Origin of the sequence: Nocardia cyriacigeorgica GUH-2 (genome assembly GCF_000284035.1) — a bacterium.
In the GTDB taxonomy this organism is placed as follows: Bacteria; Actinomycetota; Actinomycetes; order Mycobacteriales; family Mycobacteriaceae; genus Nocardia; species Nocardia cyriacigeorgica_B.
The window spans coordinates 1,351,193-1,375,920 of the sequence record NC_016887.1; the positions used below are offsets into that span (position 1 = coordinate 1,351,193).

At 68.9% G+C, this 24,728-nt stretch carries 26 protein-coding genes; 7 read left to right on the top strand and 19 right to left on the bottom strand.

Annotated elements, in window-relative coordinates:
- Positions 1 to 51: 51 nt before the first annotated feature.
- Positions 52 to 432 (bottom strand): DUF5313 family protein, encoded by a 381-nt coding sequence (locus tag NOCYR_RS06155; protein WP_014349491.1) that lies wholly within the window; start codon positions 430 to 432, stop codon positions 52 to 54.
- The gene (locus tag NOCYR_RS06160) at positions 429 to 968 is read right to left on the bottom strand and encodes a MarR family winged helix-turn-helix transcriptional regulator (RefSeq protein ID WP_048833023.1); all 540 of its coding nucleotides are present in this window, start codon (positions 966 to 968) and stop codon (positions 429 to 431) included. The genes NOCYR_RS06155 and NOCYR_RS06160 overlap by 4 nt, the downstream gene beginning before the upstream one ends.
- An 83-nt stretch (positions 969 to 1,051) precedes the next feature.
- Here NOCYR_RS06160 and NOCYR_RS06165 point away from each other — a divergent pair, with 83 nt between their 5' ends.
- Complete coding sequence (locus NOCYR_RS06165; RefSeq protein ID WP_014349493.1) at positions 1,052 to 1,684, top strand: TetR/AcrR family transcriptional regulator; 633 nt, start codon at positions 1,052 to 1,054, stop codon at positions 1,682 to 1,684.
- Between the two features lie 56 nt (positions 1,685 to 1,740).
- Here NOCYR_RS06165 and NOCYR_RS06170 read toward each other — a convergent pair whose 3' ends face one another.
- From NOCYR_RS06170 to NOCYR_RS06235, 14 genes are all read right to left on the bottom strand, one after another.
- Positions 1,741 to 2,136, bottom strand: a complete 396-nt coding sequence (locus NOCYR_RS06170) for a hypothetical protein (RefSeq protein WP_014349494.1) — start codon at positions 2,134 to 2,136, stop codon at positions 1,741 to 1,743.
- A gap of 124 nt (positions 2,137 to 2,260) precedes the next feature.
- Positions 2,261 to 2,851, bottom strand: coding sequence for an SRPBCC family protein (locus tag NOCYR_RS06175; protein WP_014349495.1), 591 nt, complete (start codon positions 2,849 to 2,851; stop codon positions 2,261 to 2,263).
- Positions 2,852 to 2,877: 26 nt separating this feature from the next.
- Positions 2,878 to 3,618, bottom strand: coding sequence for a hypothetical protein (locus tag NOCYR_RS27870; protein WP_014349496.1), 741 nt, complete (start codon positions 3,616 to 3,618; stop codon positions 2,878 to 2,880).
- Positions 3,619 to 3,643: 25 nt separating this feature from the next.
- Complete coding sequence (locus tag NOCYR_RS06185) at positions 3,644 to 4,906, bottom strand: MCE family protein (RefSeq protein WP_014349497.1); 1,263 nt, start codon at positions 4,904 to 4,906, stop codon at positions 3,644 to 3,646.
- Positions 4,903 to 6,093: an MCE family protein gene (locus NOCYR_RS06190; RefSeq protein ID WP_014349498.1), complete on the bottom strand. Its 1,191-nt coding sequence runs from the start codon at positions 6,091 to 6,093 to the stop codon at positions 4,903 to 4,905. The genes NOCYR_RS06185 and NOCYR_RS06190 overlap by 4 nt, the downstream gene beginning before the upstream one ends.
- Entirely contained in the window at positions 6,090 to 7,184 is a 1,095-nt protein-coding gene (locus tag NOCYR_RS06195) for an MCE family protein (RefSeq protein ID WP_014349499.1), read from the bottom strand. The genes NOCYR_RS06190 and NOCYR_RS06195 overlap by 4 nt, the downstream gene beginning before the upstream one ends.
- A complete protein-coding gene (locus tag NOCYR_RS06200; RefSeq protein ID WP_014349500.1) occupies positions 7,181 to 8,263 on the bottom strand; it encodes an MCE family protein in 1,083 nt (360 codons plus the stop codon). The genes NOCYR_RS06195 and NOCYR_RS06200 overlap by 4 nt, the downstream gene beginning before the upstream one ends.
- Positions 8,263 to 9,285: an MCE family protein gene (locus tag NOCYR_RS06205; protein ID WP_048833025.1), complete on the bottom strand. Its 1,023-nt coding sequence runs from the start codon at positions 9,283 to 9,285 to the stop codon at positions 8,263 to 8,265. Before NOCYR_RS06205 ends, NOCYR_RS06200 begins: the two co-directional genes overlap by 1 nt.
- 90 nt (positions 9,286 to 9,375) lie before the next feature.
- Positions 9,376 to 10,980: an MlaD family protein gene (locus tag NOCYR_RS06210; RefSeq protein WP_014349502.1), complete on the bottom strand. Its 1,605-nt coding sequence runs from the start codon at positions 10,978 to 10,980 to the stop codon at positions 9,376 to 9,378.
- 9 nt (positions 10,981 to 10,989) lie between these two features.
- Complete coding sequence (locus tag NOCYR_RS06215; protein ID WP_014349503.1) at positions 10,990 to 11,841, bottom strand: ABC transporter permease; 852 nt, start codon at positions 11,839 to 11,841, stop codon at positions 10,990 to 10,992.
- 1 nt (position 11,842) lies between these two features.
- The gene (locus NOCYR_RS06220; protein WP_014349504.1) at positions 11,843 to 12,697 is read right to left on the bottom strand and encodes an MlaE family ABC transporter permease; all 855 of its coding nucleotides are present in this window, start codon (positions 12,695 to 12,697) and stop codon (positions 11,843 to 11,845) included.
- Positions 12,698 to 12,864: 167 nt separating this feature from the next.
- Positions 12,865 to 13,656, bottom strand: a complete 792-nt coding sequence (locus NOCYR_RS06225) for a hypothetical protein (protein WP_148280543.1) — start codon at positions 13,654 to 13,656, stop codon at positions 12,865 to 12,867.
- Between the two features lie 59 nt (positions 13,657 to 13,715).
- Positions 13,716 to 14,450 (bottom strand): VIT1/CCC1 transporter family protein, encoded by a 735-nt coding sequence (locus NOCYR_RS06230; RefSeq protein ID WP_014349506.1) that lies wholly within the window; start codon positions 14,448 to 14,450, stop codon positions 13,716 to 13,718.
- A gap of 9 nt (positions 14,451 to 14,459) precedes the next feature.
- Positions 14,460 to 15,578: an AraC family transcriptional regulator gene (locus NOCYR_RS06235; protein ID WP_014349507.1), complete on the bottom strand. Its 1,119-nt coding sequence runs from the start codon at positions 15,576 to 15,578 to the stop codon at positions 14,460 to 14,462.
- On the opposite strand from NOCYR_RS06235, the gene NOCYR_RS06240 reads away from it, so the two are divergent.
- The 3 genes from NOCYR_RS06240 to NOCYR_RS06250 all read left to right on the top strand — a co-directional run bounded on the left by NOCYR_RS06240 (position 15,577) and on the right by NOCYR_RS06250 (position 19,400).
- Positions 15,577 to 17,088 (top strand): flavin-containing monooxygenase, encoded by a 1,512-nt coding sequence (locus NOCYR_RS06240; RefSeq protein ID WP_048833027.1) that lies wholly within the window; start codon positions 15,577 to 15,579, stop codon positions 17,086 to 17,088. The genes NOCYR_RS06235 and NOCYR_RS06240 overlap by 2 nt on opposite strands.
- 194 nt (positions 17,089 to 17,282) lie before the next feature.
- A complete protein-coding gene (locus NOCYR_RS06245) occupies positions 17,283 to 18,092 on the top strand; it encodes an SAM-dependent methyltransferase (RefSeq protein WP_014349509.1) in 810 nt (269 codons plus the stop codon).
- Between the two features lie 36 nt (positions 18,093 to 18,128).
- Positions 18,129 to 19,400, top strand: a complete 1,272-nt coding sequence (locus NOCYR_RS06250) for a sensor domain-containing diguanylate cyclase (protein WP_014349510.1) — start codon at positions 18,129 to 18,131, stop codon at positions 19,398 to 19,400.
- Positions 19,401 to 19,402: 2 nt separating this feature from the next.
- On the opposite strand, the gene NOCYR_RS06255 is transcribed toward NOCYR_RS06250, so the two are convergent.
- Positions 19,403 to 20,104, bottom strand: a complete 702-nt coding sequence (locus tag NOCYR_RS06255; protein ID WP_014349511.1) for a metal-dependent hydrolase — start codon at positions 20,102 to 20,104, stop codon at positions 19,403 to 19,405.
- 561 nt (positions 20,105 to 20,665) lie between these two features.
- Here NOCYR_RS06255 and NOCYR_RS06260 point away from each other — a divergent pair.
- On the top strand, positions 20,666 to 21,028 hold the full coding sequence (locus tag NOCYR_RS06260; protein ID WP_014349512.1) for an Rv3235 family protein: 363 nt from the start codon (positions 20,666 to 20,668) through the stop codon (positions 21,026 to 21,028).
- Between the two features lie 124 nt (positions 21,029 to 21,152).
- Entirely contained in the window at positions 21,153 to 21,956 is an 804-nt protein-coding gene (locus NOCYR_RS06265; protein WP_048833030.1) for an SDR family oxidoreductase, read from the top strand.
- Positions 21,957 to 22,022: 66 nt separating this feature from the next.
- On the opposite strand, the gene NOCYR_RS06270 is transcribed toward NOCYR_RS06265, so the two are convergent.
- Together NOCYR_RS06270 and NOCYR_RS06275 are read right to left on the bottom strand one after the other, a co-directional pair.
- Positions 22,023 to 23,303, bottom strand: a complete 1,281-nt coding sequence (locus tag NOCYR_RS06270; RefSeq protein WP_148280544.1) for an MFS transporter — start codon at positions 23,301 to 23,303, stop codon at positions 22,023 to 22,025.
- 44 nt (positions 23,304 to 23,347) lie between these two features.
- Positions 23,348 to 23,818, bottom strand: coding sequence for an RrF2 family transcriptional regulator (locus NOCYR_RS06275; protein ID WP_231856032.1), 471 nt, complete (start codon positions 23,816 to 23,818; stop codon positions 23,348 to 23,350).
- Between the two features lie 65 nt (positions 23,819 to 23,883).
- On the opposite strand from NOCYR_RS06275, the gene NOCYR_RS06280 reads away from it, so the two are divergent.
- A complete protein-coding gene (locus NOCYR_RS06280) occupies positions 23,884 to 24,723 on the top strand; it encodes a DUF72 domain-containing protein (RefSeq protein ID WP_148280545.1) in 840 nt (279 codons plus the stop codon).
- The last annotated feature ends 5 nt before the right edge of the window (positions 24,724 to 24,728 follow it).

Genomic DNA, 24,728 nt, shown 5'->3' on the forward strand with positions numbered 1-24,728 from the left:
ATGAGCGTGGGCTCTACTCGGGAAATGCCTCGCTCATGTGACGCTCGACGCTCAGTGCGGGTGCTGGGCGGCGTAGCGGGCGCGTTCCTTGGCGCGGCGGTCGGCGCGTTCGGGGTTTTCCAGGTCGGCGGGCAGCCCGTGCTTGGCCAGACGGTGCGCGCGGTTCATCGGCATGAAGGCCACCGTGTAGAACAGCGCGAGCAGCAGGGCCAGCAACACCATGGATCCGCGCAACCACAGTTCGCCCGGGAAGAACAGGAAGACCGCGAACAGCGGGACGAACGGCACCAGCCCACGCAACACATGCCGTGGGAAGGCGTACTTGCCGGTGAGATCGTTGCGGACCCAGTCGCGCATGGAATCCGGCAGCCGGCGCCCGCAGGCGTAGCCGAGCCACTGGATCGGATTCGGGCGACGGCGTTCGCGGCTCATGGGCGCGCTCCTTCGGTGTGGTCGCGCTCGGCGAGCGCGGTGGGTGGCGAGTCCGGTGCGGGCTCGGGCTCGGTGAGCACCGATCGGCGCGCGGCCTGGTTCACCCGGGTCAGCACGGTGTGCAGTTCCTCCAGGTCGGCCAGGCTCACGCCCAGTCGCTGCACCACCGCGGGCGGGATGGCCTCGGCCTGCTTGCGCAGCGCGCGGCCTTGCTCGGTCAGGTCGATCACCAGGTTGCGTTCGTCGCGCGGATCGCGTTGGCGGGTGATCAGCCCGGCGCTGTGCAGCCGCTTGAGCAGCGGCGACAGGGTGGGGGAGTCGAGCTGGATGGCCTCGGCGATTTCCTTGACCGACATCGGCGCCGAACCCCACAGTGCCAGCATCACCAGATATTGCGGGTGGGTGAGGCCCATCGGTTCCAGCAGCGGGCGGTAGACCGCGAGCACCGCTCGGTTGGCCACCGCGAGCGCGAAGCACACCTGACGATCGAGGCGCAGCGGATCATCGATCTCCATCTGCGTCGGCTGTCCGTTCATGCCCACCACGTTAGCGCATTAATAGTTAGTGCGTGAAGTAATAGTGACCGACATCCTGTTCGCCCTGTGGTCTGATAGGGGACATGGGCACGGCAGGTACGAAAGGTGTCCCGCGCGCGGAGCGGGAGCGGCAGATCCTCGACGCCGCGACCGAGGAATTCGGCCGCCACGGCTACGCCGGTACCTCGCTGGCGGCGGTGGCCGCCCGGTCCGGGGTCTCCAAGCCCATGGTGCTGGCGTACTTCGCCTCCAAAGACGGGCTGTACTCGGCTTGCGTGCGCCGCGCCGGCGACAACCTGACCACCCACATCGAAGCCGCGATGGCCGACGACGCCCCGGGCCTGCAACTGCCCGCGCACGTGCTCACCGCGATCTTCACCGCCCTGGAACCACGGCCCAACGACTGGCACCTGATCTGGGATCGCGGACTACCCGAGGACGGGGAGGCGCTGGCGGAGGCGACCACGGTGCGTCAGCGCCTGGCCGAGCTGGCGACGCGCGGTGCGGCGGTGGTCGGCGAGGCCGGCGAGCAGGCCGTCGACGCCGACGACCTGGCCGTGCTCACCGAGGTGTGGACCGGGATGGTCGGCTCGGTGGTGCGGTGGTGGCTGCGGCATCCGGAGCAGTCGGCGGCACAGATGGCCGCCCGCTCGCTGCGCATCGTGGGTCTGATCGCCGATGCGGGTGCCCGGGATCGGCAGCGGGCGACGTCCTGACCGGTACCGCAGTACGGCCCGTGCCGCTTGCCGACCGGGCTCGGGGGGAGCCGTCCTCAGCCGGGGACGCGGCGACTGGCCGCAGTCCCTCGTCGCCGTCGCGCCCGGGCCAGGAGCCACAGGCCCATGCCCGCCGCACCCGCCGCGAGGAGCAGCAGCGCGCAGCCCTCGATGAGCAGGGCGGCCCATCGGGGCACCCAGAGGTCCAGAATCTCGACGCCGGCGGCGAGGAGTAGATAGCCGGCGCAGGCCAGCATGATGGTGGCGGCGCCCAGGGCGAGGGCGCCGAGGAGGGCGATCTGCAGGCGGTCCAGTAGGTCGGCGCGGAGGGCGAGTGCCTTGCGCCGCAACCACTTCCACAGGGTGATCAGTGTTCGGTAGCTGCTGGTCAGCAAGCTGTCGGGGTGTGGGTCCGTCGAGCCGGTCCGCGGTCCGGTGATGGTTTCGGTCATCCGTTCGCTCCCGTTCCGCGGCTTGCGGTAGTGCCCTCAGCGGTGTGGGGATCGTGTCGGTGCGAGTGAGCCGGACGTCGTTCGGCTCCGGGATCATCCTCGATCCGGATGACGAGGCCGCGGTTCATGCCGACACCCGCGTGGACAATCGGCCCAGCGCGAAGCGGGCGAACGGGCGGACGAACGGGGCGGCCCAGCTCGCCGGCAGGAACGCGAAGATGGCGGGGCGGCCGCCGACGGTCCACGACACTTCGGTGCCACCGTTCGCGGTCGGCGCGAGCCGGAAATCCTGCCGGTAGGTAAGCACCGCCAGCGGCACCGAGGTACGGATGCCGGCGACCGTCAGCCTGCGCCCCGGCTCGGCGTGGGTGACCTGTTCGACCGAGGCGAACAGCAGGGCGTCGAGGGTCCGGAGAGCGCCGATACCTCGATCGGTGCCCTGGTAGCGGATGCCGTTGATCAGCGGGAACCAGGAGAACGCGCCTGCGGTCAGGGCGTCGTAGACGCGGTCGGGTGGTGCGTCGAACCAGCAGACCGCCGTCATCTCGAAGGTCGGGCGGCGCGCAAGCAGCGTACGCAGCACAGTCTCGGATTCCGGTTCTGCTCTGGTGGACAACAGCTTTCGCGCTCTCGCCCGCAGAACTACCAGCGCGATGAGGCCGGCGATGGCGCCGAGGACGACGAGCACGGCCACGATGATCACGAGTTGTTTCATGATTTGTCTCCCTCGATGGATGGCGCTCACTGCGGCAGCAGCGGCGAGCTGACTTCGCTGACCAGCCACGACCCCTCCACGTTCTGCATGGACAAGGTGACCGCGAGCTGCCCTTCCCGCGGCTGCCCATTCGTGCCGACGCTGCTGATCGACTGCCCGATGACGACCACCGCCCGGGCACTGTGCTCATCTCCGGATTCGATGGCGCACTGCACCTCACCCGGCTTCGACACCACCTGCCCCTGCACCAGCACCTCGCGCAGATCCTTGCTGGTAGCGTCGAATTCCTGCTTCCAATCCCCGGTCGCACCGTCGAGCACCGCGGCGAAGTAGGTGTCCAGATTCTGCGCGTTGTAATCGGCCAGCACCGGCGCGTACTCACACGCCGCCAGCCGCGCCGCCTCGGTAGCGTCCGCGCGCGACTGGACCTGCTCGGCACGCACCGCGAAGTACGCTGCCGCGCCCAGCGCGCCGATCAGGACGGCGGCGCAGGCCGCCCAAGCTATTCGAGTGCGGCGTGCAGAGCTTCGCGTGCCCGCGGAATTGCTCGTGCGCTTGCCAGGCTTGCCACTGTCAGGGGCGTCGTCGTCGCGGGTTGCGCCGGCGGCTTCGTCGGTGCTGCTGTCGATGGCGTGGGTGGTGTCGGCCGTACGCGTGGGCGCGCCGGTCGCCAGGGACGGAGCGGAGTCGGAAGCCATGACGGCGCGCCTCTCAGCCTGCAGCGCCGGTTCGTCTGACCGGCTGGATTTCGGGTCGGTGGTGCTCATCAGAACTCCTGGGTCGGGGTGCGGTTCACTTGGCGGGCAGCGGGATCGAGAGTTCGTCGCCGCGGACGCCCGGTGGGGGACCGGCACCGTTGTCGGGCAGGTTCGGGCGGGGAGCGTTGGCGGAGCCGCGGATCTGGATCTCCGGGCGGGTGGTGACGCAGTAGTTGTAGAGGCGGACGCGGCCGTCGGAGACCTGGGTCGGCGAGACCGGGATGGTGTCGTATTCGCAGGTGGGGCGCGGCCAGATATCGGTGAGGGTGTGGAAAGCGTTGTCGTGGGCGGGGATTGCCATGGCGGCGGAGCCGAGCCGGATCGCCGGGAACAGCGCTCGCATGGCCGGTGTGCGCAGGCGGGCGGCGCGGGTGATGGCGACGAAGTTGGTCACCAGGTCGGTGATCGGGTCGGTGGTCTCGGCGATGACGCCGCCGAGGGTGGCCAGCTGGCCCGGCCCCAGGTCGAGCAGGCGCCGCACCTCCTGGTCGGCGGCGGTCAACTGGTCGAACAGCACCCCCGAGCCGCGCACCAGGGTGCCGAGATCGGGCTGGGCGTGCGAGGTGGTTTCGGCGATCACGCTGAGGTTCCGGATGAGCTGGGTGGTCTGCGGCAGCAGGCCGGTGAGCCCGGCCATGGCCTGGCTGATGCCCGCGATGACGTTGCGCAACCGGTCGGGCCCGCCGGCCAGCGCCTTGTCCAGTTCGTCCACGATGACGGTGAGGCGCTGCGGATTCAGCCCGGAGATCAGCCCGCTGGTATTGGCCAGGAACGATTCGATCGTCACCGGCGTCGTCACCCGCGCCGCGTCGATGACCGAACCGTCGGCGAGGTAGGGGCCCTCACCGGTGCTGGGCCGCAGGTCCAGGTACTGCTCACCGGCTGCGGACAGCCGCTGGACGGCGGCCGTGGTGTCCAGCGAAATCCGCGTCCCCGCCTCGATCTCGGCAACAGCGACCACGCCGGTATCGGCCAGCTCCACCGACCGCACCGTGCCCACCCGCACCCCGCGCAGCGTCACGTCGTTGTCGGCCAGCAGCCCACCCGACACCGGCAGCATCACCGTCACCCGATAGGTCTCGCGCAGCGGGTTGAACCGCACGATATCCACCGCGATATAGCCGGACCCGAGCAACAGCATCGCCACCAGGCCGATCGAGGCGACCACCGTCACCCGCGCCGCCAGCCACGTCGCCACCCGCACCAGCACGCTCGCGCCACGCTCGAGCCACCGATCCGCCAGGCGCAGTGCCGCATCGAGCATCCGCAGCAGCGGGTAGACCAGGCGTCGCTTCATCGGTGACCGCCCTGCAAACGTTCCTGGACCCGGGCCAGCACCTGCGCCAGACTTCCGACGAAGGCGGCCGGATCGCTGCCGTCGGGCAACCGGCTACCCCTCGGATCGGTGAGCGCGCCGAGGCTCAGATACGAGATCCGCGCACCCACCGCTAGCGCGGTGCCCTCGGTGGTCGCCTGCAGCGACGGGTAGAGGGTGTGCAGGCCGTCGAGGGTGCCGGCCAGGTTGTCGCCCATCCGGGTGAACCCGCCCATCAACTGCTGCACGCTGTCGAACAGGCTGCGGAACTGCTCGCCGGTGGTGGTGGTGAAATCGCCGAGCGCGGCCATGGTGACCGACACCTTCGCGGTGAGGTCGACGATGGCCTGATTGTTCTCCGCGATCACCCCGATCAGCGGCGGGAATTGCTCCGCGGCCGCGCCCAATTCGGCCTTGCGGGCATTGAGCACGGCGGTGAGCCCGGTGAGCCCGTGCAGCACACTGTCGATCTGGCCGGTGCGCTGATTCAAGGCGTCCAGCGTCGCGGTCAGTTCGGTGAGCAGATGCGCCAGTTGCGGACCGCGCCCTCCGATCATCGAGTTCATCTCGCTGGTGATCCGGGCGACCTGATTGAGCGCGCCGCCGTCGAGCAGCATGGACATCGACATCATCAACTGCTCCACCGACGCACCGGCCGAGGTGTGCGCGCGGTCGATGGTGTCGCCGTCGGTGAGCAGCGCGGCATCCGGGCGTTTCTCGGGCAGGGTGAGGCCGATGAAGATATCGCCGAGCGGTGTGGCCTGGCGCAGTTCGGCGCGGGTGCCCTCGGGCAGCTGGATCTCGCTGCTGATTTCCAACTCCACCTCCGCGCGGAAATCGAGCGTGTCGATCTCGGTGACCACGCCGACGTCGGTGCCGCCGATCTTGACCCGCGCGCGTTCGGGCAGATTGAGGGCATCGTCGAACACCGCGTGCAGGGTGTAGCTCGGCGCGTCCACGCCGGGTTGCGGGAGTGGGAGGTTGTCGATGGTGACCGCGCAGCCGCCGAGGGTGAGCGCCGTGACCGCCGCGCCGGTCATCGCGGTGAGACGCATGCCAACGGCGCCCATCCGGGCGATGCGTATGCCCGCGTTGGTCATCCGGGCGATGCGTATGCCCACGCCGGCTCGTGCTGAGGCGCCGGCGCGGAGGCCGGACATCGCGCTCATTTCGTCAACCCCAGCAGTGCGGCGGTCAGCCCGAAGTCGGGCCCGAAATCCGCGAGCCGCCCGGTGCGGCACCCATCCGAGCGCAGTTGCACCCGCTCGCAGAACAACGCCAGTGCCTCGTTGTCCAGCAGCGACTTGTCGGTGAGCAGATGCAGCCGCAGCGCCCGATGCTCCGGGCTCATCGCGGCGGCGAAATTCTGGAAGAACAGCGGCCCCACATCGACGATCTCGGTCAGCCCCCGCGCGTGCGCGCGCATCTGCGCGGTGATGGTGGTGAGCCGGTGCAGCGCCGCCGTCAGCGGTGCACGGTTCTCCGCGACGACGGCGCTGGTATTGGTGACGAAGTCGTTGAGCTGGGTGAGCACCGCCTGCAAGCCGGGTGCCTGATCGCTCATCAGCGTCACCAGTTCGGTGAGCCGGGCGCTGAAATCGCGGACGGTCCGGTCGTTCTCGGCGACGATCTGGGTGATGTCGTTGAGCCGGACGATGGTGTTGGAGATCTGGTCCTTGTTGGCGAGGGTCACCTCGAATGCCGACGACAGCGCGTTGAGGGTTTCGCGGATCTTGTCGCCATTGCCGTCCAGCATCGGGAACAGCACCCGGCTGGCCATCGGCCCCTCGGTGGAGCTGCCCTTCAGCACCTCGCCGAGTTGTTCGAAATTGCGCAGGATCCGATCGAGTTCGACGGGAGTCCTGGTGCGGGCCAGCGGAATGTGCGCTCCGTCGGCCAGAGCGGGCGCGTCGGCGGTGGTGGCGGGGGTGAGTTCGATGTGCCGATTGGTGATCAGCTGGGGTGAGATCAGCGCTGCCCTGGTGTCGGCCGGCAGCCCCACATCGTCGATGGTCATGCGCACCTCCACGAAGGCGCCCTTGGCCTCGATCTCGTCGACCCGGCCGATCGGCAGACCCAGCACCGAGACCTCGTTGCCGACATACAGCCCGGCGACATTCTCGAAATCGGCGCTGATGTGCAGCAGGTTGCCGCGCAGGCGGTCCGGTAGCGAGGTCAGACTGTGTGGCAGCGCCGAGCAGCCGGCGGCGAATACCGCGACCACAGCGAGTACGGCGAGACGAATGGTGTTGCGGTTCATCGGCACTCCTGTACCGCGTGTGCCAGGCACAGCCAGTTGTCGGGGAACACCCATGGCAGATAGACCTCGCCGTAGGGTCCGTTGCCGAAGGCATTGTTGAACTGCCGCAACGCCACCGGCATCACCTGATAGAGGGCGTCGAGGTTGCCGCGGTTCTTCTGCAGGCCCTCGGACATGGTGTTCAGGTTCTGGATGAGCGGGCCCAGCTGGCCGTTGTTCTGCACACCCATGTCCTGCAAGGTTTTCGAGACGGCGGCGATATTGTCGAGCAGCCCGCGAATCAATTCCTGCCGCCGCGCCACCGCGTCACCGATGGCTTGGCCGTGGGTGAGCAGCATGAGCACGCCGTTCTGGTTGTCGGCCACCAGTTGCGCGACGGCGTCCATATTCTTCAGCAGGCCGTCCACCTCGGCGCGGCGATCCGCGATCACTCCGGCCAGCACACCCACACTGTCGAGTGCCTGCGCGGTGAGTTCGGGGGAATCACCCATCTGCTGGTGCACCGCCTCGAGCGCGGCCCGCAGTTTGTCCGGATCGAGGCGTTCGATGTGCTCGAAGGAGTTCTCGTAGGCCGGATCATCGATGACCTTGGACAGGTTGTACGGGACGGTGGTGCGGTCGAGCGGAATCAGCTCGCCGGGCAGGCCGCTGCCGGTGCCGGGGTTCAGCTCGACATGCATCTTGCCGAGGATCGTCGACATCTTGATCGCCGCACCCGCGTCGGGGCCGAGGGTGAGATCGTCGCGGACCGACAGCTCCACCACGATCCGGTCGCGCCGCAGGTGGGCGGCCTTCACCGTGCCGACTTCGATCCCGGCGACGTCCACGCTGTCACCCGGACGCAACCCCGCGGCCTGAGCGAACTCCGCGCGCACCGTCCGGTGCCCGATCCCGGCCTGGGTGAGCAGCGTCGAACCGGCCAGCAACGCGAGCACCGCCACACCGGCCGCCAGGCCCAGCCACCAGTGCCGGTTCTGCGAATAACTCGGGATGGCGGCCCACATCTGCGGCATGGTCGGCAGCCCGAACCGCACGAGCACCCGGTTGACCAGCCCGAAGCGTCCCAAGAACTTCTCCATCACCGGCACACCTCCGTATGCGCGTTCCCGCCGACCTGCGAGAACACGCCCTGCGGGAACAGCACGCCCCACAGCGACACATCGAGCCCGCAGACATAGGAATTGATGTAGGTCCCGTTGCCGCTGATCCTGGCCAGACCGGCCAGCACGTCGGGCAGCTCGACAGCCGCGCGATCGAGCCGGGCTCCGTTGGACAGCAGCAGATTCACCCCGGCGGTCGCATCCAGCTGCGCCTGCGCCATCCCCGGCGCCACCTGGCCGATCAGTTCGGTGAGCTCGGCGGTGGAATCCGCGACCTGGGTGACCGCGCCCTTCAAGGTCTCGCCCTGCTCGTACAGGCCGGTGACCAGCGCCCGCGACTGGGTGATCAGCGTTTCCAGCTCATGGCTGCGATGGGCCAGTCCCGCGATGACGCCGCTGAGGTTGGTGATGACCGCGCCCAGGATCTCGTCGCGCTCACCGAAGGTGCTCGCCAGACTCGCCGCCCGGGTGATCAGCGCCGACAGCGACACCCCGTCACCCTGCAAGGCCTGCACCATCGTCTCCGACAGCGAATTCACCTCGTCCGGTTGCAACATGCTGAACAACGGCTCGAACCCGGCCAGCAGGGTGGAGACGTCGAAGGAGGATTCGGTGCGCTCCAACGGAATCTCGGCACCGGCTGTCAGCCGCACGCCTTCGCCCTCACCCGGCGCCAGCGCGATATAGCGCTGACCGATCAGATTCTGATACCTGATCAGGGCTTTGGTTGTGGTGTAGAGCTTCTGCCGGGACTGCACCGAGAACTCCACGCGCGCCTTGCGCTGCGGGTCCAGCTCGATGGCATCGACCCGGCCCACCCGGACCCCGGCCATGCGCACGTCGTCGCCGACGCGCAGGCCGAGTACGTCGGTGAATGTCGCGGAGTAGCCGGTGGTCTCGCCGGACACCGAGCGTTGCAGGGTGGACCAGATCGTGTATGTCGCACCCAGCGCCAGCGTCACGAAGATGGCGAGGCCGACTATTGCTCTGCGGGAATTCATGGTTCGTCTCCCTGGCGGACTCGAAGTGGATCGCACGCGGCGCGGGGGAGTGCACCGCTGGTGCCGATCGCTGCGCTCGAGAACTGCACGTCAACGTCCTCCGTCCGGCACGGTCGCCGAGGTCTCCCGGACGGTGAGCGAACCGCCGGCGAGGATCGGGCCGAGCAGCATGAGCTGCGCGGCATTCGGTTCGCCGCCGACCAGGGCGGCGACGGCGGCACGGCCGCGCAGGGGCGGGTTGGTGCCGGATGGCGGATGCTGCCCGAGGGTCGCGGCACCGTCGGCAGGGAAGGTTCCCGGGGCCGGCGAAGTGCCCTGGGCCTCTGGAGCGGCGGCCGGAGCGGGTTTTCCTGGAAGCGCTGCGGCCGGACGAGGAGTCGCGGGAGGCGCACTGTCGGGTAGCGCAGAGCCGGGCGCGGCTTCCTGCGGCGGCGCAACGGCCGCGCCCGGGACCGGCATAGGCAACGCGGGCAAGCCTGGGAAGAGCGGAAATCCGGGGATACCCGGTAACTGCGGCATCGCTGGAATCCCAGGCACCCCATGCGCGCCCGGTGCGGATGGCGCGGGCCCCGCAGCATCGAGATGGCGCGGAACCATGCTGGGCGGAAACTGCTGTGGCGGCGCGGTATTCGGCACGGTCCCATCGCCGCACCGCGGCCCCGCCAGCTCCCCATAGCGCGGGCAATCCCGCGCCGTGTACTGCTGGAACGGCGTGAACGTGACGTCGATGGCCCAGCTCATCTGCTCGCTCGGGCCCCAGTTGAAGACCGTGGCGAGCTTGCCGAGCGCCGCATTGAGGTTGGCCACCGACACCGGGAGGGCGTCCGGGTCGGCGGCGAGAGCGCCGAAGGTGTCGTCGAGTCCGGCGACCAATTCCTTACCGGCGTCCGGGTTGCGGGCGAACAGGGCGTTGGTGGCGTCGATGGCGCTGCTCGCGCCGGTGAGCAGGGCGACGACGCCGGCGCGCCGTTCGGTGATGGTGCGCGCCGAGGTCACCGATTCGGCCAGCACGTCGATCAATTCGGGTGCCGAGGCGCCGATGGCGCTGGTCGCGGCACCGAGATCGCCGAGCAGGTCACCGATTTCGGGGATCGCGCGAACTTGGGTGGTCCAGAGGTCGAGGCGTTCGATGGTCGAGCCCGGTACCCGGGCGGCGGGGTCGAGCGCGTCGGCGAGGGTGCCGAGCACCCGGCCGAGCTTTTCGGGCTGGATGTGGTCGAGCACGGTCCGCAGGGTGGTGAGGGTGGTCTGGAGTTCGGTGGTGGCGCGGCTGGTGTCCTGCTCGATGGTCGCGCCGGCCCGCAGGCCGAGCGGTGCCGTACCGTTGTCGACCAGCTCGACGGCGGTGACACCGAAGATGTTGGAAGGCACCACCCGCGCGGTGACGCTGCCCGGTATCGCCTCGGCGGCCTCGGGCAGCAGGTCGATCTCCACCCGCTGACGCTCACCCTTCGCGACGATGTCCACCCCGGCGACCGAGCCGACGAGCATCCCGCGGAACTTCACATCCGCCCGTTCCGGCAGCCCGTCCCCGCTGCTGGTCAGCAGCGCGACGACCGGCACCCGATCGTCGAACGCGCCGGTGTAGCGCAGACCGAGCAGCGCAACCCCCGTGACGATGACGACCGCCATGGCCACCCCGCCCAAGCCCAGCGCGCGGTTCGACGGCCCGCGCCCACTCGGATCGATGATCATCGCCTGCCCCTACCCGGAAATCCGCAGACCCGGGTCGATCCCCCAGACCGCCAGTGTCAACAGCAGATTCGCGAAGACGACCACGATGATGGTGGTCTTGATGGCCTTTCCGGCCGCGACGCCGACGCCCTCCGGCCCGCCCGAGGCGACGAACCCGTAGTAGCACTGGATGAACGTCGCCAGCAGCACGAAAACCACCACCTTCAGCACCGAATACGCGATGTCCACCGGGTTGAGGAACTGGTGGAAGTAGTGATCGAAGGTGCCGAGGGTGGTGCCGCCGAGGAACAGGATCGACAGTTTCGTGGTGAGGTAGGCGATGGCCAGGCCGATGCTGTAGAGCGGAACGATCGCCACCAGCGCCGCCAGCATTCTGGTGCTGATCAGGTAGGGAAGCGGCCGGATCGCGATGGATTCGAGCGCGTCGATTTCCTCCGAGATCCGCATCGAACCGAGCTGCGCGGTGCACCGGCAGCCGGCCTGCGCGGCGAAGGCCAGCGTGGCCAGCAGCGGAGCCAGTTCCCTGGTGGTGGCGAAGCCGGATACCGCACCGGTCAGCGGCGTCATGGTGAGCAGCTCGAGTGCGGTATGCGATTCCATCCCGACGGTGATGCCGCCGAACCCGCACAGGATCAGCACCACACCCGCCGTGCCACCGCCCACCACCAGGGAACCGTTTCCCCAGGTCACGTCGGTGATAAGGCGGAGTAGTTCCTTGCGGTAGTGGCGCAGCACGAACGGCATCGCGGCGATCGACTGCACCAGCACCAGCCCGATGTGGCCGAGTCGCACACTCGTGTGCGCGGGCCCGGCGACCAGGGCGCGGGCGGGACGCAGCAGCGGCGGTGTGTAGGAACTCATCTCAGAGCACCTTCGCCGGGAACAGCGTGTTGTAGATCTGCGTGATGACGATATTGGTGGCGAACAGCACGATCGCCGAGGTGACCACCGCCGAGTTCACCGCATTCGCGACCCCGGCCGGACCGCCCTTGGCATTGAGCCCGGTATCGCAGGCGATGATCGCGGTGAGCGCGCCGAAGATCGCGGCCTTCACGATCGCGACGGCGAGATCGGCGGCCACCGCGAACGAGGCGAACGTGCTGACATAGGACCCGGGGGTCCCGGCCTGGATGTAGACGTTGAACACATATCCGGTGGCGAACCCGACGAAGACGACGAATCCGCACAGCAGCATGCTGATCAGCACCGCCGCCAGCAGTCGCGGCGCCACCAACCGCCGCACCGGGTCGACCCCCATCACCCGCATCGCATCGATTTCCTCGCGAATCGTGCGCGAGCCCAGGTCGGCGCACATGGCCGAACCGACCGCGCCCGCGATCATCAGCGACGCCACCAGCGGCGCACCCTGCCGGATGATGCCGAGCCCGTTCACCGCCCCGATGAAGGTGGTCGCGCCGACCTGGCTGACCAGCGACCCCACCTGAATCGACACCACCACCGCGATGGGAATCGCGATGAGCAGCGTCGGCGCGGCCGACACATTGGCCATGAACGCGGCTTGCTGCAGGAACTCCCGGCCCGGAAACCGCCGTCGGACAAGCGAAGTGCACAACTCGGCGAAGGCGCGGCCGGTCATGGTGACCTGACGTCCGGCGGTCTCCACCGACTTCTGTGGATGGTCGCGCCAGTAGTCGAGTCCGAACCTGATCGCTCGTTGCCGATCGGTTGGATCGGCGATGGCTCCAGTGCTGGTCATATAGCCGCCTTTGGCTGGATAGAGCGCGTTCAACCCCCCCGCGCATCGCCAACGTTCCTACGCAGGCGAAGCGAATTGTCTGAGACAGTAACAATCGCCCGGGTGACCCGCTAGCCCTTTCGCGGAATTTCTCAGACGCCGGGCCGAACGAACCCGGCGAAGGGGCCTCAGAAGTCGAGGTCGGGGATGTCGATGTCCAGCACCGACTGAGTCAGCGCATCGAGTTCGTTCATGGCCGCGCCGATATCGAGCGCTTCGAGTCCGTCGACCTCGGCGCGCAGTTCTTCGAGTTCGGCCAGCAGGGCGGCGGCCTCGTCGGTGACGGGAGCGTCGCCGGCCGGTGGATCGCAGGGCTGCCACGAGATGGCCTCATGCCACCAGGAATCGTGACGAGCCCAGGACCAGGTGACCTTGCGGGCGAGCCGGGCGTCATCGGTGAGCAGGCGGAAATGCTCGCCGGCAGTGTGGTGGGTCAGTTCCAGAATGTCGTCGGGCAACTGTCTGATATGGAGCTGGGTGTCGCGATCATGGGCCAGCGTCAGCGCGGGGCCGTCGATATCGCGCGTGTTCGGGATCAGCAGATCCACCAACGGTTCGGTCACCGTAGGGAAGCTGTGCGGTCCGGCTTTGACAGGAACGCGCGCGGCGGTGCGCGGATGATGCAGGCGGCGGGCGTCGACTTCGAACACGGCCAGATCGCGAGTCGCGGTCAGCCGCAATGCGGTACACAACCCGGTGAGGTGATCGCCGGACTCGACCTCGAGCAACAACCCGCGTCCATCCGGCGGCCGCACGACCGACAGCGGCCCCGCCTGCCGCCGCAACTGCGCGACGACGATCCCGACCACCGGCAGCGGCGCGGTGGGCTCCGAATGTTCCAGGATCGCCCGGTACTGCCCGAAAGCCTGTTCCGGCGAACCTGTTCCGGCGGCGGGCAAAACGGCGAACACTGAACTCACCCGCCCAGTACAGCACCGACCGGCCGCCCGCGCCCGCGCATGCCGCGGAAATCTGGATCTCAGAGCCCGGAAACGTCGGCGAGCTGCCCGATGCCATAGGTGATCGCCATCGCCAGCGCCCCGCCGACCACCACCCGCACCACCGCCCGGCCGCGACGGCTGCCGCCGAGCCGGGCGCTGATCGAACCGGTGAGCGCCAGCGCGACGACCACGGCCGCGAACGTCACCGGAATGCGGAGATCGTTGGGCGGCAGCAGTATTGCCAGAAGCGGCAGGAGCGCGCCGATGGTGAAGGCGACGGCGGAGGAAAACGCCGCATGCCACGGGTTGGTGAGTTCGCGGGGATTCAAACCCAGTTCGGCTTCCGCGTGCGCGGTGAACGCGTCGTGCGCGGTGAGTTCCTCGGCCACCCGGCGCGCGGTGTCCGGTGTCAAGCCCTTGGCTCGATAGATCGCGGTCAACTCGGCGAGTTCGGATTCCGGTTCGTCCCGCAATTCCCGGCGTTCCTTGGCCAGCAGTGCCCGCTCGGAATCGCGCTGGGTGCTCACCGAGACGTATTCGCCGACCGCCATCGAGATCGCCCCCGCGGTCAATCCGGCGATCCCGGCGGTGGCGATCGTGCTGGTGGCGGTATTCGCGGCGGCGACACCGACCACGAGGCCGGCCGTCGAGACGATGCCGTCGTTCGCGCCGAGGACGCCGGCCCGCAACCAGTTCAGCCGCGTCGCCAGGGTTTCGGTGTGCGGCTCGCCGGGGTGCTGTGCCGCGCCGTCGAGCTCGCTCGATGCGTCCATAGCCGCAGCCTATGTCAATGCGGTCGCCGGCACGGACGTCTGCTCACGGGCGAGCGCGGGGTCTTTGCGGATCGCGGTCGGTGGGTGCCCCCACCAGCGGCGACAGCAGCGGGTCAGGGTGGCCTGTTCGGTGAGGCCGACGAGGGAAGCGATCTGGCTCATCGCGATATCGGTGGTGGTGAGGTAGCGGCGGGTTTCGCTGCGGCGTACGTCGTCGAGGACGGCGGCGAAGGTGGTGCCTTCGGCGCTGAGGCGGCGTTGCAGCGTGCGCGGATGCATCGTCAACAGCCCGGCCACCACGCCGATTTCGGGTGGGGTGGTGCCGAGCAGCTGTTTGACGGCGGCGCGCACGGTCGGCACCGCCGAGCTGCCGGTCGCCGCGGTCTGCTGGGCCAGGAATTCCATGGCCAGCCGGTGCAGGTTCTCGTCGCCGCCGCTGAGCTGACGCGCGGCGAGACTGCTCGGCACCCGCAGCAGCGCGTCGCGGCGCCCGGCCCGCACCGGCGCGCCGAAGAACTCCTCGTACACCGACAGCGGTGCGGGCGGCCGGTACGGCAGCTCCACCGAACGCAGGCCGTAGCGGTCGCCGATCAACCGCTGGATGGTGCGGTGCACGAAGGCGAGCCCGAGATCGGTGCCCTGGATCGGGATCGCCGCCGCGGCCCGCACCCCGTAGCGCAAGGCCGCTACGCCGCGATCGCCGTACGGGTCGGGCTCGAGCACCAGGCTCAGCGAGCGGGCGTGCACGAACAGATACCGGGAACTGCATTCGAGCACGTCGGCCAGGGCGGGGGAGCTGCGGATGGCCAGCGCCAGCGGGCCGAGCATGGCCAGATCCTGCCGCGCCGACATGCGTAGCCCGAGGTCGGGGCAATCCAGCCGGTGCGCGGCCAGCTCGAGCACCGCCGACACCGCCTGGTCCGGGACCAGCATGTCGTCGGTGTCCAGGGCCGCCACCGGCAGCCCGCAGGCGATGGCGAACTCCTCGGCATCGCCGCCCAGCTCGGCGACCGTGGCCCGGAAACCACGCAGACCAGCGGAGCGAATCACCGACATGTCGCCCAGAATCAAATACTTGTCGTGTGAAGTCAAGTGGCGGCCGCCGCCGACCCGCACACTGGACACCATGACCGAGACCGTTGTTGCTCCGGAACACCTCGATGTGGTGATCGTCGGCGCCGGCCTGTCCGGCATCGGCGCCGCCTACCGGTTGCAGACCGAATGCCCCGGCAAGTCCTACGCCGTGCTCGAGGCCCGCGACGCCATGGGTGGAACCTGGGATCTGTTCCGCTACCCGGGCATCCGCTCCGATTCGGACATGTTCACTCTCGGCTACCCGTTCAAGCCGTGGCGCGATGCCAAGTCGATCGCCGACGGTCCCTCGATCCTGCGCTACATCACCGAGACCGCCGCCGAGAACGACATCGACCGCAAGATCCGCTATCGCACCAAGGTGCTCGGTGCGGAATGGTCCAGCGCGACCGCGCGCTGGACGCTCACCCTCGAGCACCGCGACGAGCACGGCGCCGTCGAACACCGCGAGCTGACCTGCGAGTTCCTCTACGCCTGTGCCGGCTACTACAACTACGACCACGGGCACGCGCCGGAATTCCCCGGCATCGACGATTTCACCGGCACCGTGGTGCACCCGCAGTTCTGGCCGGAGGACCTCGACTACACCGGCAAGCGCGTGGTCGTCATCGGCAGCGGCGCCACCGCGGTGACCCTGGTGCCGTCGATGGCCGAGCAGGCCGAACTGGTCACCATGCTGCAACGCTCACCCACCTGGATCAGCCCGGTACCCGGCCGCGACAAGGTGGCCGACCGGATCCGGGCCACGCTGCCGCCGAACCTCGCGCATCGACTGATCCGTACCAAGAACATCCTGTTCAACGTCGGTTTCTACCAGTACTGCCGCCGTCGTCCAGAAGCCGCCCGCAAACTGCTGACCGGCCTGACCACCCGCATCCTGAAGGACGACAAGGCCGTCGCCGAACACTTCACGCCCAGCTACAACCCGTGGGATCAGCGGCTGTGCGCGGCGCCGGACGCCGACTTCTTCAAGGCCATCCGCAAGGGCAAGGCCGAGGTCGTCACCGACCGGATCGACACCTTCGTCCCCGAGGGCATCCGGCTCGAGTCGGGCCGCACCCTGCCTGCCGACATCGTCATCACCGCCACCGGGCTGCAACTGCTCGCCTTCGGCGGCATCACGCCGGTGGTGGACGGACGCCGGGTGGAGTTGTCCGAGCAGTTCGTCTGGCAGGGCGCGATGCTCACCGGCGTGCCGAACTTCGCCGTCTGCATCGGCTACACCAATGCCTCCTGGACCCTGCGCGCCGATCTGACCTCGCGGCTGGTCTGCAAGGTCATCAACCACATGGACCGCAACGGCTACGCGGCCGTCGAACCGCGCCCGGACGGCCGGCTCGACGAACGTCCGCTGCTGGATCTGGCATCCGGCTACATCCAGCGCTCCATCGGCGACTTCCCGCGCCAGGGTGACCGGCATCCGTGGAAGGTGCGGCAGAACTATCTGCTCGACTCCGCCACCACGATGCGCACCGATCTCGGCAAGACCCTCGCACCGACGCCGCGTTCGGCGGTGCGGACGCCCGTCGCGTCGTCCGCGCGCTGATCCAGCTGCTGTCGTGCCGATGAATTGCGGACCAGCGCACGGTAATTGAATCCGCAAGGATCCGGGCCGCAGCGCAGTTGTCGGTGGCCCGGGCTATCATTCGCTTGGTTCGTTCGGGGTGAACGGGCACACAGGCCGTGACGCGTTCGGCGCGGGCGGGGGCCGAATGCGATCGTCGAGGCAGAGGGGTATCGATGGACAGGCCGGCGTGGGCGCCCGAGGGCGTGGATATGCAGCAGGCGAGCCCGGCGCGGATGTACGACGCCCTACTCGGCGGCTCGCACAACTTCGAGGTCGACCGGCGCGCGGCCGAGATGGGCACCAAGCTGGTGCCCGACCTACCGCGGCTGGCCTTGAGCAACCGGGCATTCCTGCGCCGGGCGGTGCGCTATCTCGTCGAGGCCGGCGTCACCCAGTTCCTCGACATCGGCTCCGGCATCCCGACGGCCGGCAATGTGCACGAGATCGCCAGGGAACTCGATCCGAGCTGCCGGGTGCTCTACGTCGATATCGACCCGGTCGCCGTCGCGCATTCGCGCGCCATCCTCGGTGATACCGAGCAGGCCGCGGCCATCGAAGGTGATCTGCGCAAACCCGCCGATCTGCTGGCCGCCGTCCGTGCGACCGGCCTCATCGACTTCGACCGTCCCGTCGGGGTGCTGCTGGTGGCGGTGCTGCACCTGGTCGCCGATGTCGACGACCCGGCGGGCAAGGTCGCCGAACTACGCGCCGCCGTCCCGGCCGGCAGCTACGTCGCGATCTCGCATCTGACCTCGGCGCTACGGCCCGAAGACGCCGCCCAGCTGGGTGCCTCGGCGGCCAACGACAACCGGGTGGGTATCCACTTCCGCTCCCGCGAAGCCATCGAGGCTATGTTCGAAGGATGGGACCTGGTCGAGCCGGGTGTGGTGGAGCTGCCTGCCTGGCGGCCCGAATCCGAGCGCGATCAGCACGAGGCACCGGGCCGCTCGCTCGGTTTGGCGGGGCTCGCGCGCAAGGCCTGAACCAGGGCGGCAGGGGATCGGGCAGGGGGTGTGAGCGTGGGTGCGGATGAGCTCGCGGTGGTGTGGGCCGATGCGCTCGACGGCGCGGTGGCGCCGACGCTCAACCGCGCCCGGATCGAAGAACTACTGGCCGAACTGGCCGGCCGGCTGGTCGCCGCGCTGCGCGCGCAGGTCGAACCGCAGGCGATGTGCGACACGGCCGCGGCGCTCGTCGCGGCGAACTATCGCGATCCGCAGGTGGTCGGGCGCACCATCCCGGTGATCTTCGGCGCCATGGCCGAGCACGCGGCCCGGGATGCGGGCCTCGACCTGGACACGGTGCGCGAGCGTGCCGTGCTGGTCGCGGCCGAATTCGCCACCGGCTTCACCGCCGCCTTGCGCTCGGCCGCCCTGACCGAACAGGAAGCCACCCTGGCCGCGGCGCTCGGCGCCGCGCAGACGGCCGAATCCCGGCGGGAGCTGTCCGAGGCGCGCTTCGCGGCAGTATTCGCCGGGGCCTCGGTGGGCATCGGCACCGTAGACATCAACGGCCGGGTGCTGGATGTGAACGCGGCGCTCGCCGAGATGCTGGGACTGTCGGCGGAATCCATGCCGGGGCGTCCGGTGGCCGAGCTGGTGGGCGAGGCCAATATCGGGCAGGCCTACGCGCAGATGAAACAACTGCTGGCCGGCACCATCGACCGGTTCCGGTTGGAAACCGATCACCTGCGCAGCGACGGCACCATCGCGTGCCTTGACCTGTCGATGTCGGCGGTGCGCGATCACACCGGGCAGGTGCGCTTCCTGATCGGGGTCGCGGTCGACGTCACCGATCGCAAGATGCTCGCCGATCAACTCTGGTACGACGCCAACCACGACGGGCTCACCGGCCTGCCCAATCGCGGCCTGTTCTTCGACCGGCTCGCCTGCGCCACCCCGCCGGTCGGGGTCTGCTATCTGGACCTGGACGGGTTCAAGGAGGTCAACGACGAATGGGGGCACACCGTCGGCGACCAGGTGTTGCGCGTTGTCGGCGAACGCCTCCAGGAGGGAGTGGCGGCGGTCGGGGGGCTCGCGGCGCGGATCGGTGGCGACGAGTTCATCGTCATGGTGGAGCAGTGCACCGGCGAAGATCAGCTCACCGCATTGCGGGTGGATCTGCTGGCCGCGTTGACGCGCCCGATGATGATCGGCGACCGGCCCATCACCATCGGCGCCAGCATCGGCACCGTCTACCTCGAGGAACCGCCCGAGGCCGTGGACGAAACCATGCACGCGGCCGACACCGCCATGTACCGGAACAAGCCGTCACGCTCGCGCGCGCAGTAGGTTCACGGCACGGTGTGCACGTAGAGCAGGCCGATCGTGGCCAGCGTCATCGCGGGCGTCAGCAGCCAGGTCTCGATCTTGTTGCCCGTGCGCGAGATGAGTGGGATTCCGATCCGGGTGCCCAGTGGCCACAACAGCGGACAGCCCTTGTCGGTGAGACAGTCACCGAGCACGTGGATCAGCGCGCCGAGACCGATCGCGAACGGTAACCACGGCGGAACATCGGGCAGCCAGCGCACCATGAGCAGAGTCCCGCCACCGGCCAGGAGTACGCATGGCCCATAGGCTTTGAGCGAATCACCGGACGGGCACAGATGCAGGGCGCGTGCGCCGAGCGCCAGCATGAAGAAGATCAACCCGAAGGTGAAGTATTTGCCCCACACCTGCTGCCCGGCCCAGGTGCCCCAGCCCGCCAGCAGCACGAACAAGAAACTGTGCGTGCCGTGCCGGTGCCCACCCGACACCACGGAAACGCCCTGGGAGAGCAGGTGACTCACCGGCCCGAGCGAATGCGAGATGGTGCCCTTCGGATGGTCGATATCGGGCAGCAGCGCCGCACCCGCGGTGATGATCGTGCCGAGCACCAGCTCCATCGCACTCACCCGCACCGGACCCTGCACCAACTCCAGGACGGTGACCGGCGCCATGGTCGCAGTAGCCGCGAAGGCCAGTGCCCCGCTGGTGGCATGCGAGTGCCCGAGCATTCTGTGCTGTTCCCCCCAACCGGTGGACCGTCATGTGCCCGAACAACTTAACAACAGCCACCGACAACTCGGTTTCCGCTCGTCTACCTGCGGTTGCTGCTCGATACGAGGATCTATGGTGCGTGGTCGAGGCAGGAAACGCCCGGCGGAAACGGACTCGCCGTAACGACGGTGCGAGCGAATCCGGAACCGCCCGAAGCCTGTTCCGTCCGATCTTCTTCGGGCATGCTGATGGCAGCTGATCGCGCTGCGCGATCGGAGATCAGGGGGATGCGGGGGATGGAAGAACAACGGCCATGGCTCACGCCGATCCCACGCTACGAACCGCCGGCTTATCCGTACGTGCCGGACAGGTCGTATGTCTTGGGGCGTGGTGGGGCCGATGCTGTCGTGTCGAAGGCAAGGGCCGGAGCGCAGGCCTCGCATGCGCGAGCTCGGACGGTTGAGGGCGGGACGTCCGTGGAGTCCTTGGTGCACGGGCCCAGCAGCTCATGTTCTGCGCGCCTGGATCTGCGAAACTCAGCGGCCGCACGCACCGCTCCCGCAGGTGTGCGTCGGGCGGTGCGTCGCGCGTGCTCCTCGCGTGCCGATACCGACGATCACCGGCGGGCGCGCGAATTCGCCTGGCAGATGGTGCGGATCGTGTTGGAGGTCGTCGATGGCCGGCGGCCGGTCGCGCAGCTCGCCGCACGCGCCGATCCGGTCGTCGTCGCGGTCGTGCGGACGCTGCGCGCTGCCGACTCCGCGCCCGGCCGTTCGCTCGGCGCCGGGGTTCCGTCGCGGTTGCGGGTCATGATGGTCGACGGCCGCGCGGCCGAGTTCTGTGCGACCTACACGCGCGGCGATCAGACCTTCGCGATGGCGGGCCGCCTCGTCCGCGATCGCCGGAGCGGCTGGCGGGTGCAGGTCTTGCGATTGCTGTGAGAGTGGTCATCGGCGCTGCCGGGAGCGCTTTCGCGGCACCGACACATCCGATACATTCCTGAATCGAACGGCGCGTGATGCGCAATCGGCCGGTGTGTCCCGGCGAACGAGGATCGAGGCGAGCATGACGAAGACCGCAGTGGTGACCGGCGCATCGTCGGGTATCGGACGCGCGACGGCGAAGTTGCTGGCCGAGCGCGGCTACCGGGTGATCGGCACCAGCCGCAACCCCGCAACCATCGCCGAGGAGGCCCGGATCGCGGGTGTGGAGTACCGGGCGTTGGATCTGACCGATCCCGACTCGATCGAAGCGTTCGGCGCCGAGCTCGGCCCCGTCGACGTGCTGGTGAACAATGCGGGGGAGAGCCAGTCCGGCCCGATCGAAGAACTGCCAAGGGACGCGATCGAGCGCCTGTTCCAGGTCAACGTCTTCGGCCAGGTCCGGCTGGCCCAGCTGGTGCTGCCGGGCATGCGGTCGCGCGGGTACGGGCGCATCGTCATGGTGGGGTCGATGCTGGCGAGTTTCCCGCTCGCCTACCGCTCCTCGTACGTGGCGGCCAAGGCGGCGATCAAGGGTTTCGCCGACGCGGCCCGGCTGGAAACCTCCCCGTTCGGCGTCTGGATCACCACCGTCGAGCCGGGCTCGATCAGCACCGGCATCGGCGAACGCCGCACCAAATACATCGCCGACGATTCGCCCTACCTGGCCGACTTCCACACCATGATCGACCGCCTCGACCGCAATGAACGCGCCGGCATCCCACCGGAACAGGTGGCGGCCCTGATCCAGCGCGCCATCGAAGCCGACAAGCCGAAGCCTCTCTACGCCACCGGAAGCCGAGCCCCGCTCGTCTTCACCCTCCGCCGCCTGCTGCCCGCCACACTGATCGAGAAGACCGTCGCCCGCGCCCACGGCCTGCGCCGCTGATTCCGCGGCCCGGCCGGTCCAGCGCTGCCATGGTCCGCGGGGACCGGCAGGTTCAGGCTGTCTCCGTCAACGGCGCATGCCACTGCTGACCAGCAGAAAAGTCAACGCCCCCACGGCAATCGCCGCGCCGAGTCCGAAAATGGTGCCGTCGGGCGCCGTCACCGCAGCACCGCCGAGCACCGTGCCGAGTCCGATTCCGGCATAGATCGCGGACGCGTTGAGCGACACCACCAGTGGCGCCTCGCCTGGCGCGGCGTCGATCAATCGGTGCTGCTGGGCCGGCGTCTGGCACCAGGTGCCGGCGCCCCATAGCAGCACCAGTACTCCGACGAGCCCGGGCGCGTGGTGCCCCGACGCCGCGCTCCATGCCAGCGCCGCCAGGGCAACGGCCATGCTCGTGTACCCGGCCGCCAGCACGCGCGCCGGTCCCCAGCGGTCGGTGGCGTAACCCGAGGCCACGTTGCCCGCCACCGCACCGGCGCCGTAGAGGAACAGCATCAGCGTCAGCGCGTGCTCCGCAACCCCGACGCTCGCCAGCGCGGGCACCGTGTACGCATACGCCACATAGCCGGCCGCCATGCCGACCACCGTCACCGGCAGGATCGTCGCGACCGCCGGTCTCGCCAGCACCGCCAACCGAGTCCGCAGCGGAACCGGCGGATTCCCCGGCAGCGACGGCAGCAGCCGCAGCAGCCACACCGCCACCAGCACACACAACCCCGCGACGATCCCCAGCGCCGCCCGCCAATTCAGCCACTGCACAGCCACATTCCCCAGCGGCATCCCGAGCGCAGTGGCGACCGTCAACCCGCCCACCACGATCGCCAACGCCCGAGCCCGCAACGGCGGCCGCACCAGCGCCGCACTCACCGCCCCCGCGTTCGGCGTGTACACCGCCGCCCCGAGCGCCGCCACCACCCGCGCGCCCAACAGAAGCCCGATCCCCGGCGCCACCGCCGACCCGAGATTCGCCACCGCGAGCACCAGCAACGCCGCCACCAGCAATGTCCGCCGCGGAACTCGCGCCGTCACCGTCGCCAGCACCGGCGCCGCCACCGCATACGCGACCGCGAACACCGTGATCGACAGCCCGGCCGTCGCCGTCGACACCGACAACGATTCCGCCATCTCCGGCAGAAACCCGGCCACCACGAACGCATCGGTACCGACAGCGAACGTCCCGAGCCCGAGCATCCACACGGCCCCGAGCCCACCGCCCCCACCCGGTTCACCCGTACCGACCCCACCGGTGTCGGGTCCACCCCTGCCGTAGTGGTCGGCGTTGGATCGGCTGGTGAATCCGGGTCCGGAACCTGAACCGGCTTCTTTTATCGGGATATTCGGCATCCCCATTCTCCTTACGCGTACACCGCCACGGAAGACGGTGAAATCTAAGTCATCTGCGCATACGTGCGCCGGGTCCACTCGACGGTGCTGTCGGGTGTCTGCGCCATCAGGTCGGCAATGGTGGTGGCGGCGAGTTCGCGTCGCCAGGCCAGTTCGGCCTTGCGCATCGCGGTGGCGATGCCGCAGGGGCGGGTGAAGCGAGATGGCGGGGCCGTGGTGCCGACGCCCTCGCGGCGGATTTCGGTGCAGCGGAAGGCTTCGTCGGGTCCTTCGATCGCGCTCACCACATCCATCAGGGTGATCCGCTCGGGTCGGCGCGCCAGTTCGAAGCCGCCGCGCGCGCCGGGGACCGAGGTGAGGATCTGCGCGCGCGCCAGGTCTTGGAGGCGCTTCTTCAGATACTGCTGTGGCAGGTCGAACCATTGCGCGAGGCGGGTGGTGGGGATCGGCCCCTGGTCCTCGAGCCAGGCAATGGTCAGGCAGCAGTGGATGCCCCATTCGACGCCTTCGCCCATCCGCATGAAGAGGATACTACATGTACCGATTAAGGGGTGTCGGATCGGTGCGCTAGCGTCGGGGCATGCGGCTTCATGTGGGATGTGCGATGTGGCAGCATCCGCAGTGGCAGCAGCGTCAGCTGCCGCCGGGGGAGCGGCTGGGATGGTATGCCGGCCGCTGCAATGCCGTCGAGGGCAACACCACCTTCTATGCCGTCCCGTCCCGCCAGACCGTGCAGACCTGGGCGGCGCAGACCGATCCCGAGTTCCGCTTCGTCGCCAAACTGCCCCGCACCATCACCCACGACCGCAGGCTGCACGGCGCGGACGCCGAACTGCGCACCTTCCTCGACGCCATCGAACCACTCGGCCCGCGCACCCACGCCCTGTGGATCCAGCTACCCGGCTCGTTCGGTCCCACCGATCTCGGCGTGCTCGCCGCCTTCCTGCGCGGGCTGCCGCCGGGCTACCGCGTCGCGGTCGAGGTCCGCCACAGCGCCTTCTTCACCGACGAGGCCCCGGCGCGGCAGCTGGAACGGGTGCTGGCCCGTGTCGACGCGGAGTGGATACCCTTCGACACCACCACGCTGTTCGCCCAACCTCCGGCCAGCGACGGCGAACGTGAAGCCTGGGGCAAGAAGCCGCGATTGCCGCGTCGCCTGCGCGCCCTCACCGAGTACCCGATCGTCCGCTACCACGGTCGCGACGCGCTCGAACCCACCATCGCCGGCTGGCAGCCGTGGGTCACCACCGTCGCCCAGTGGTTGCGGGAAGGCCGCTCGCCCACGGTGTTCCTGCACACCCCGGACAACGCCGCCGCTCCGGACCTGGCGCGCCGCTTCCATGAGGAAGTACGCGCCCAGGTCCCGCAACTCGAACCGCTACCGGAGCCGGCTGCGGTCGAACCGATGACGCTGTTCTGACCGGT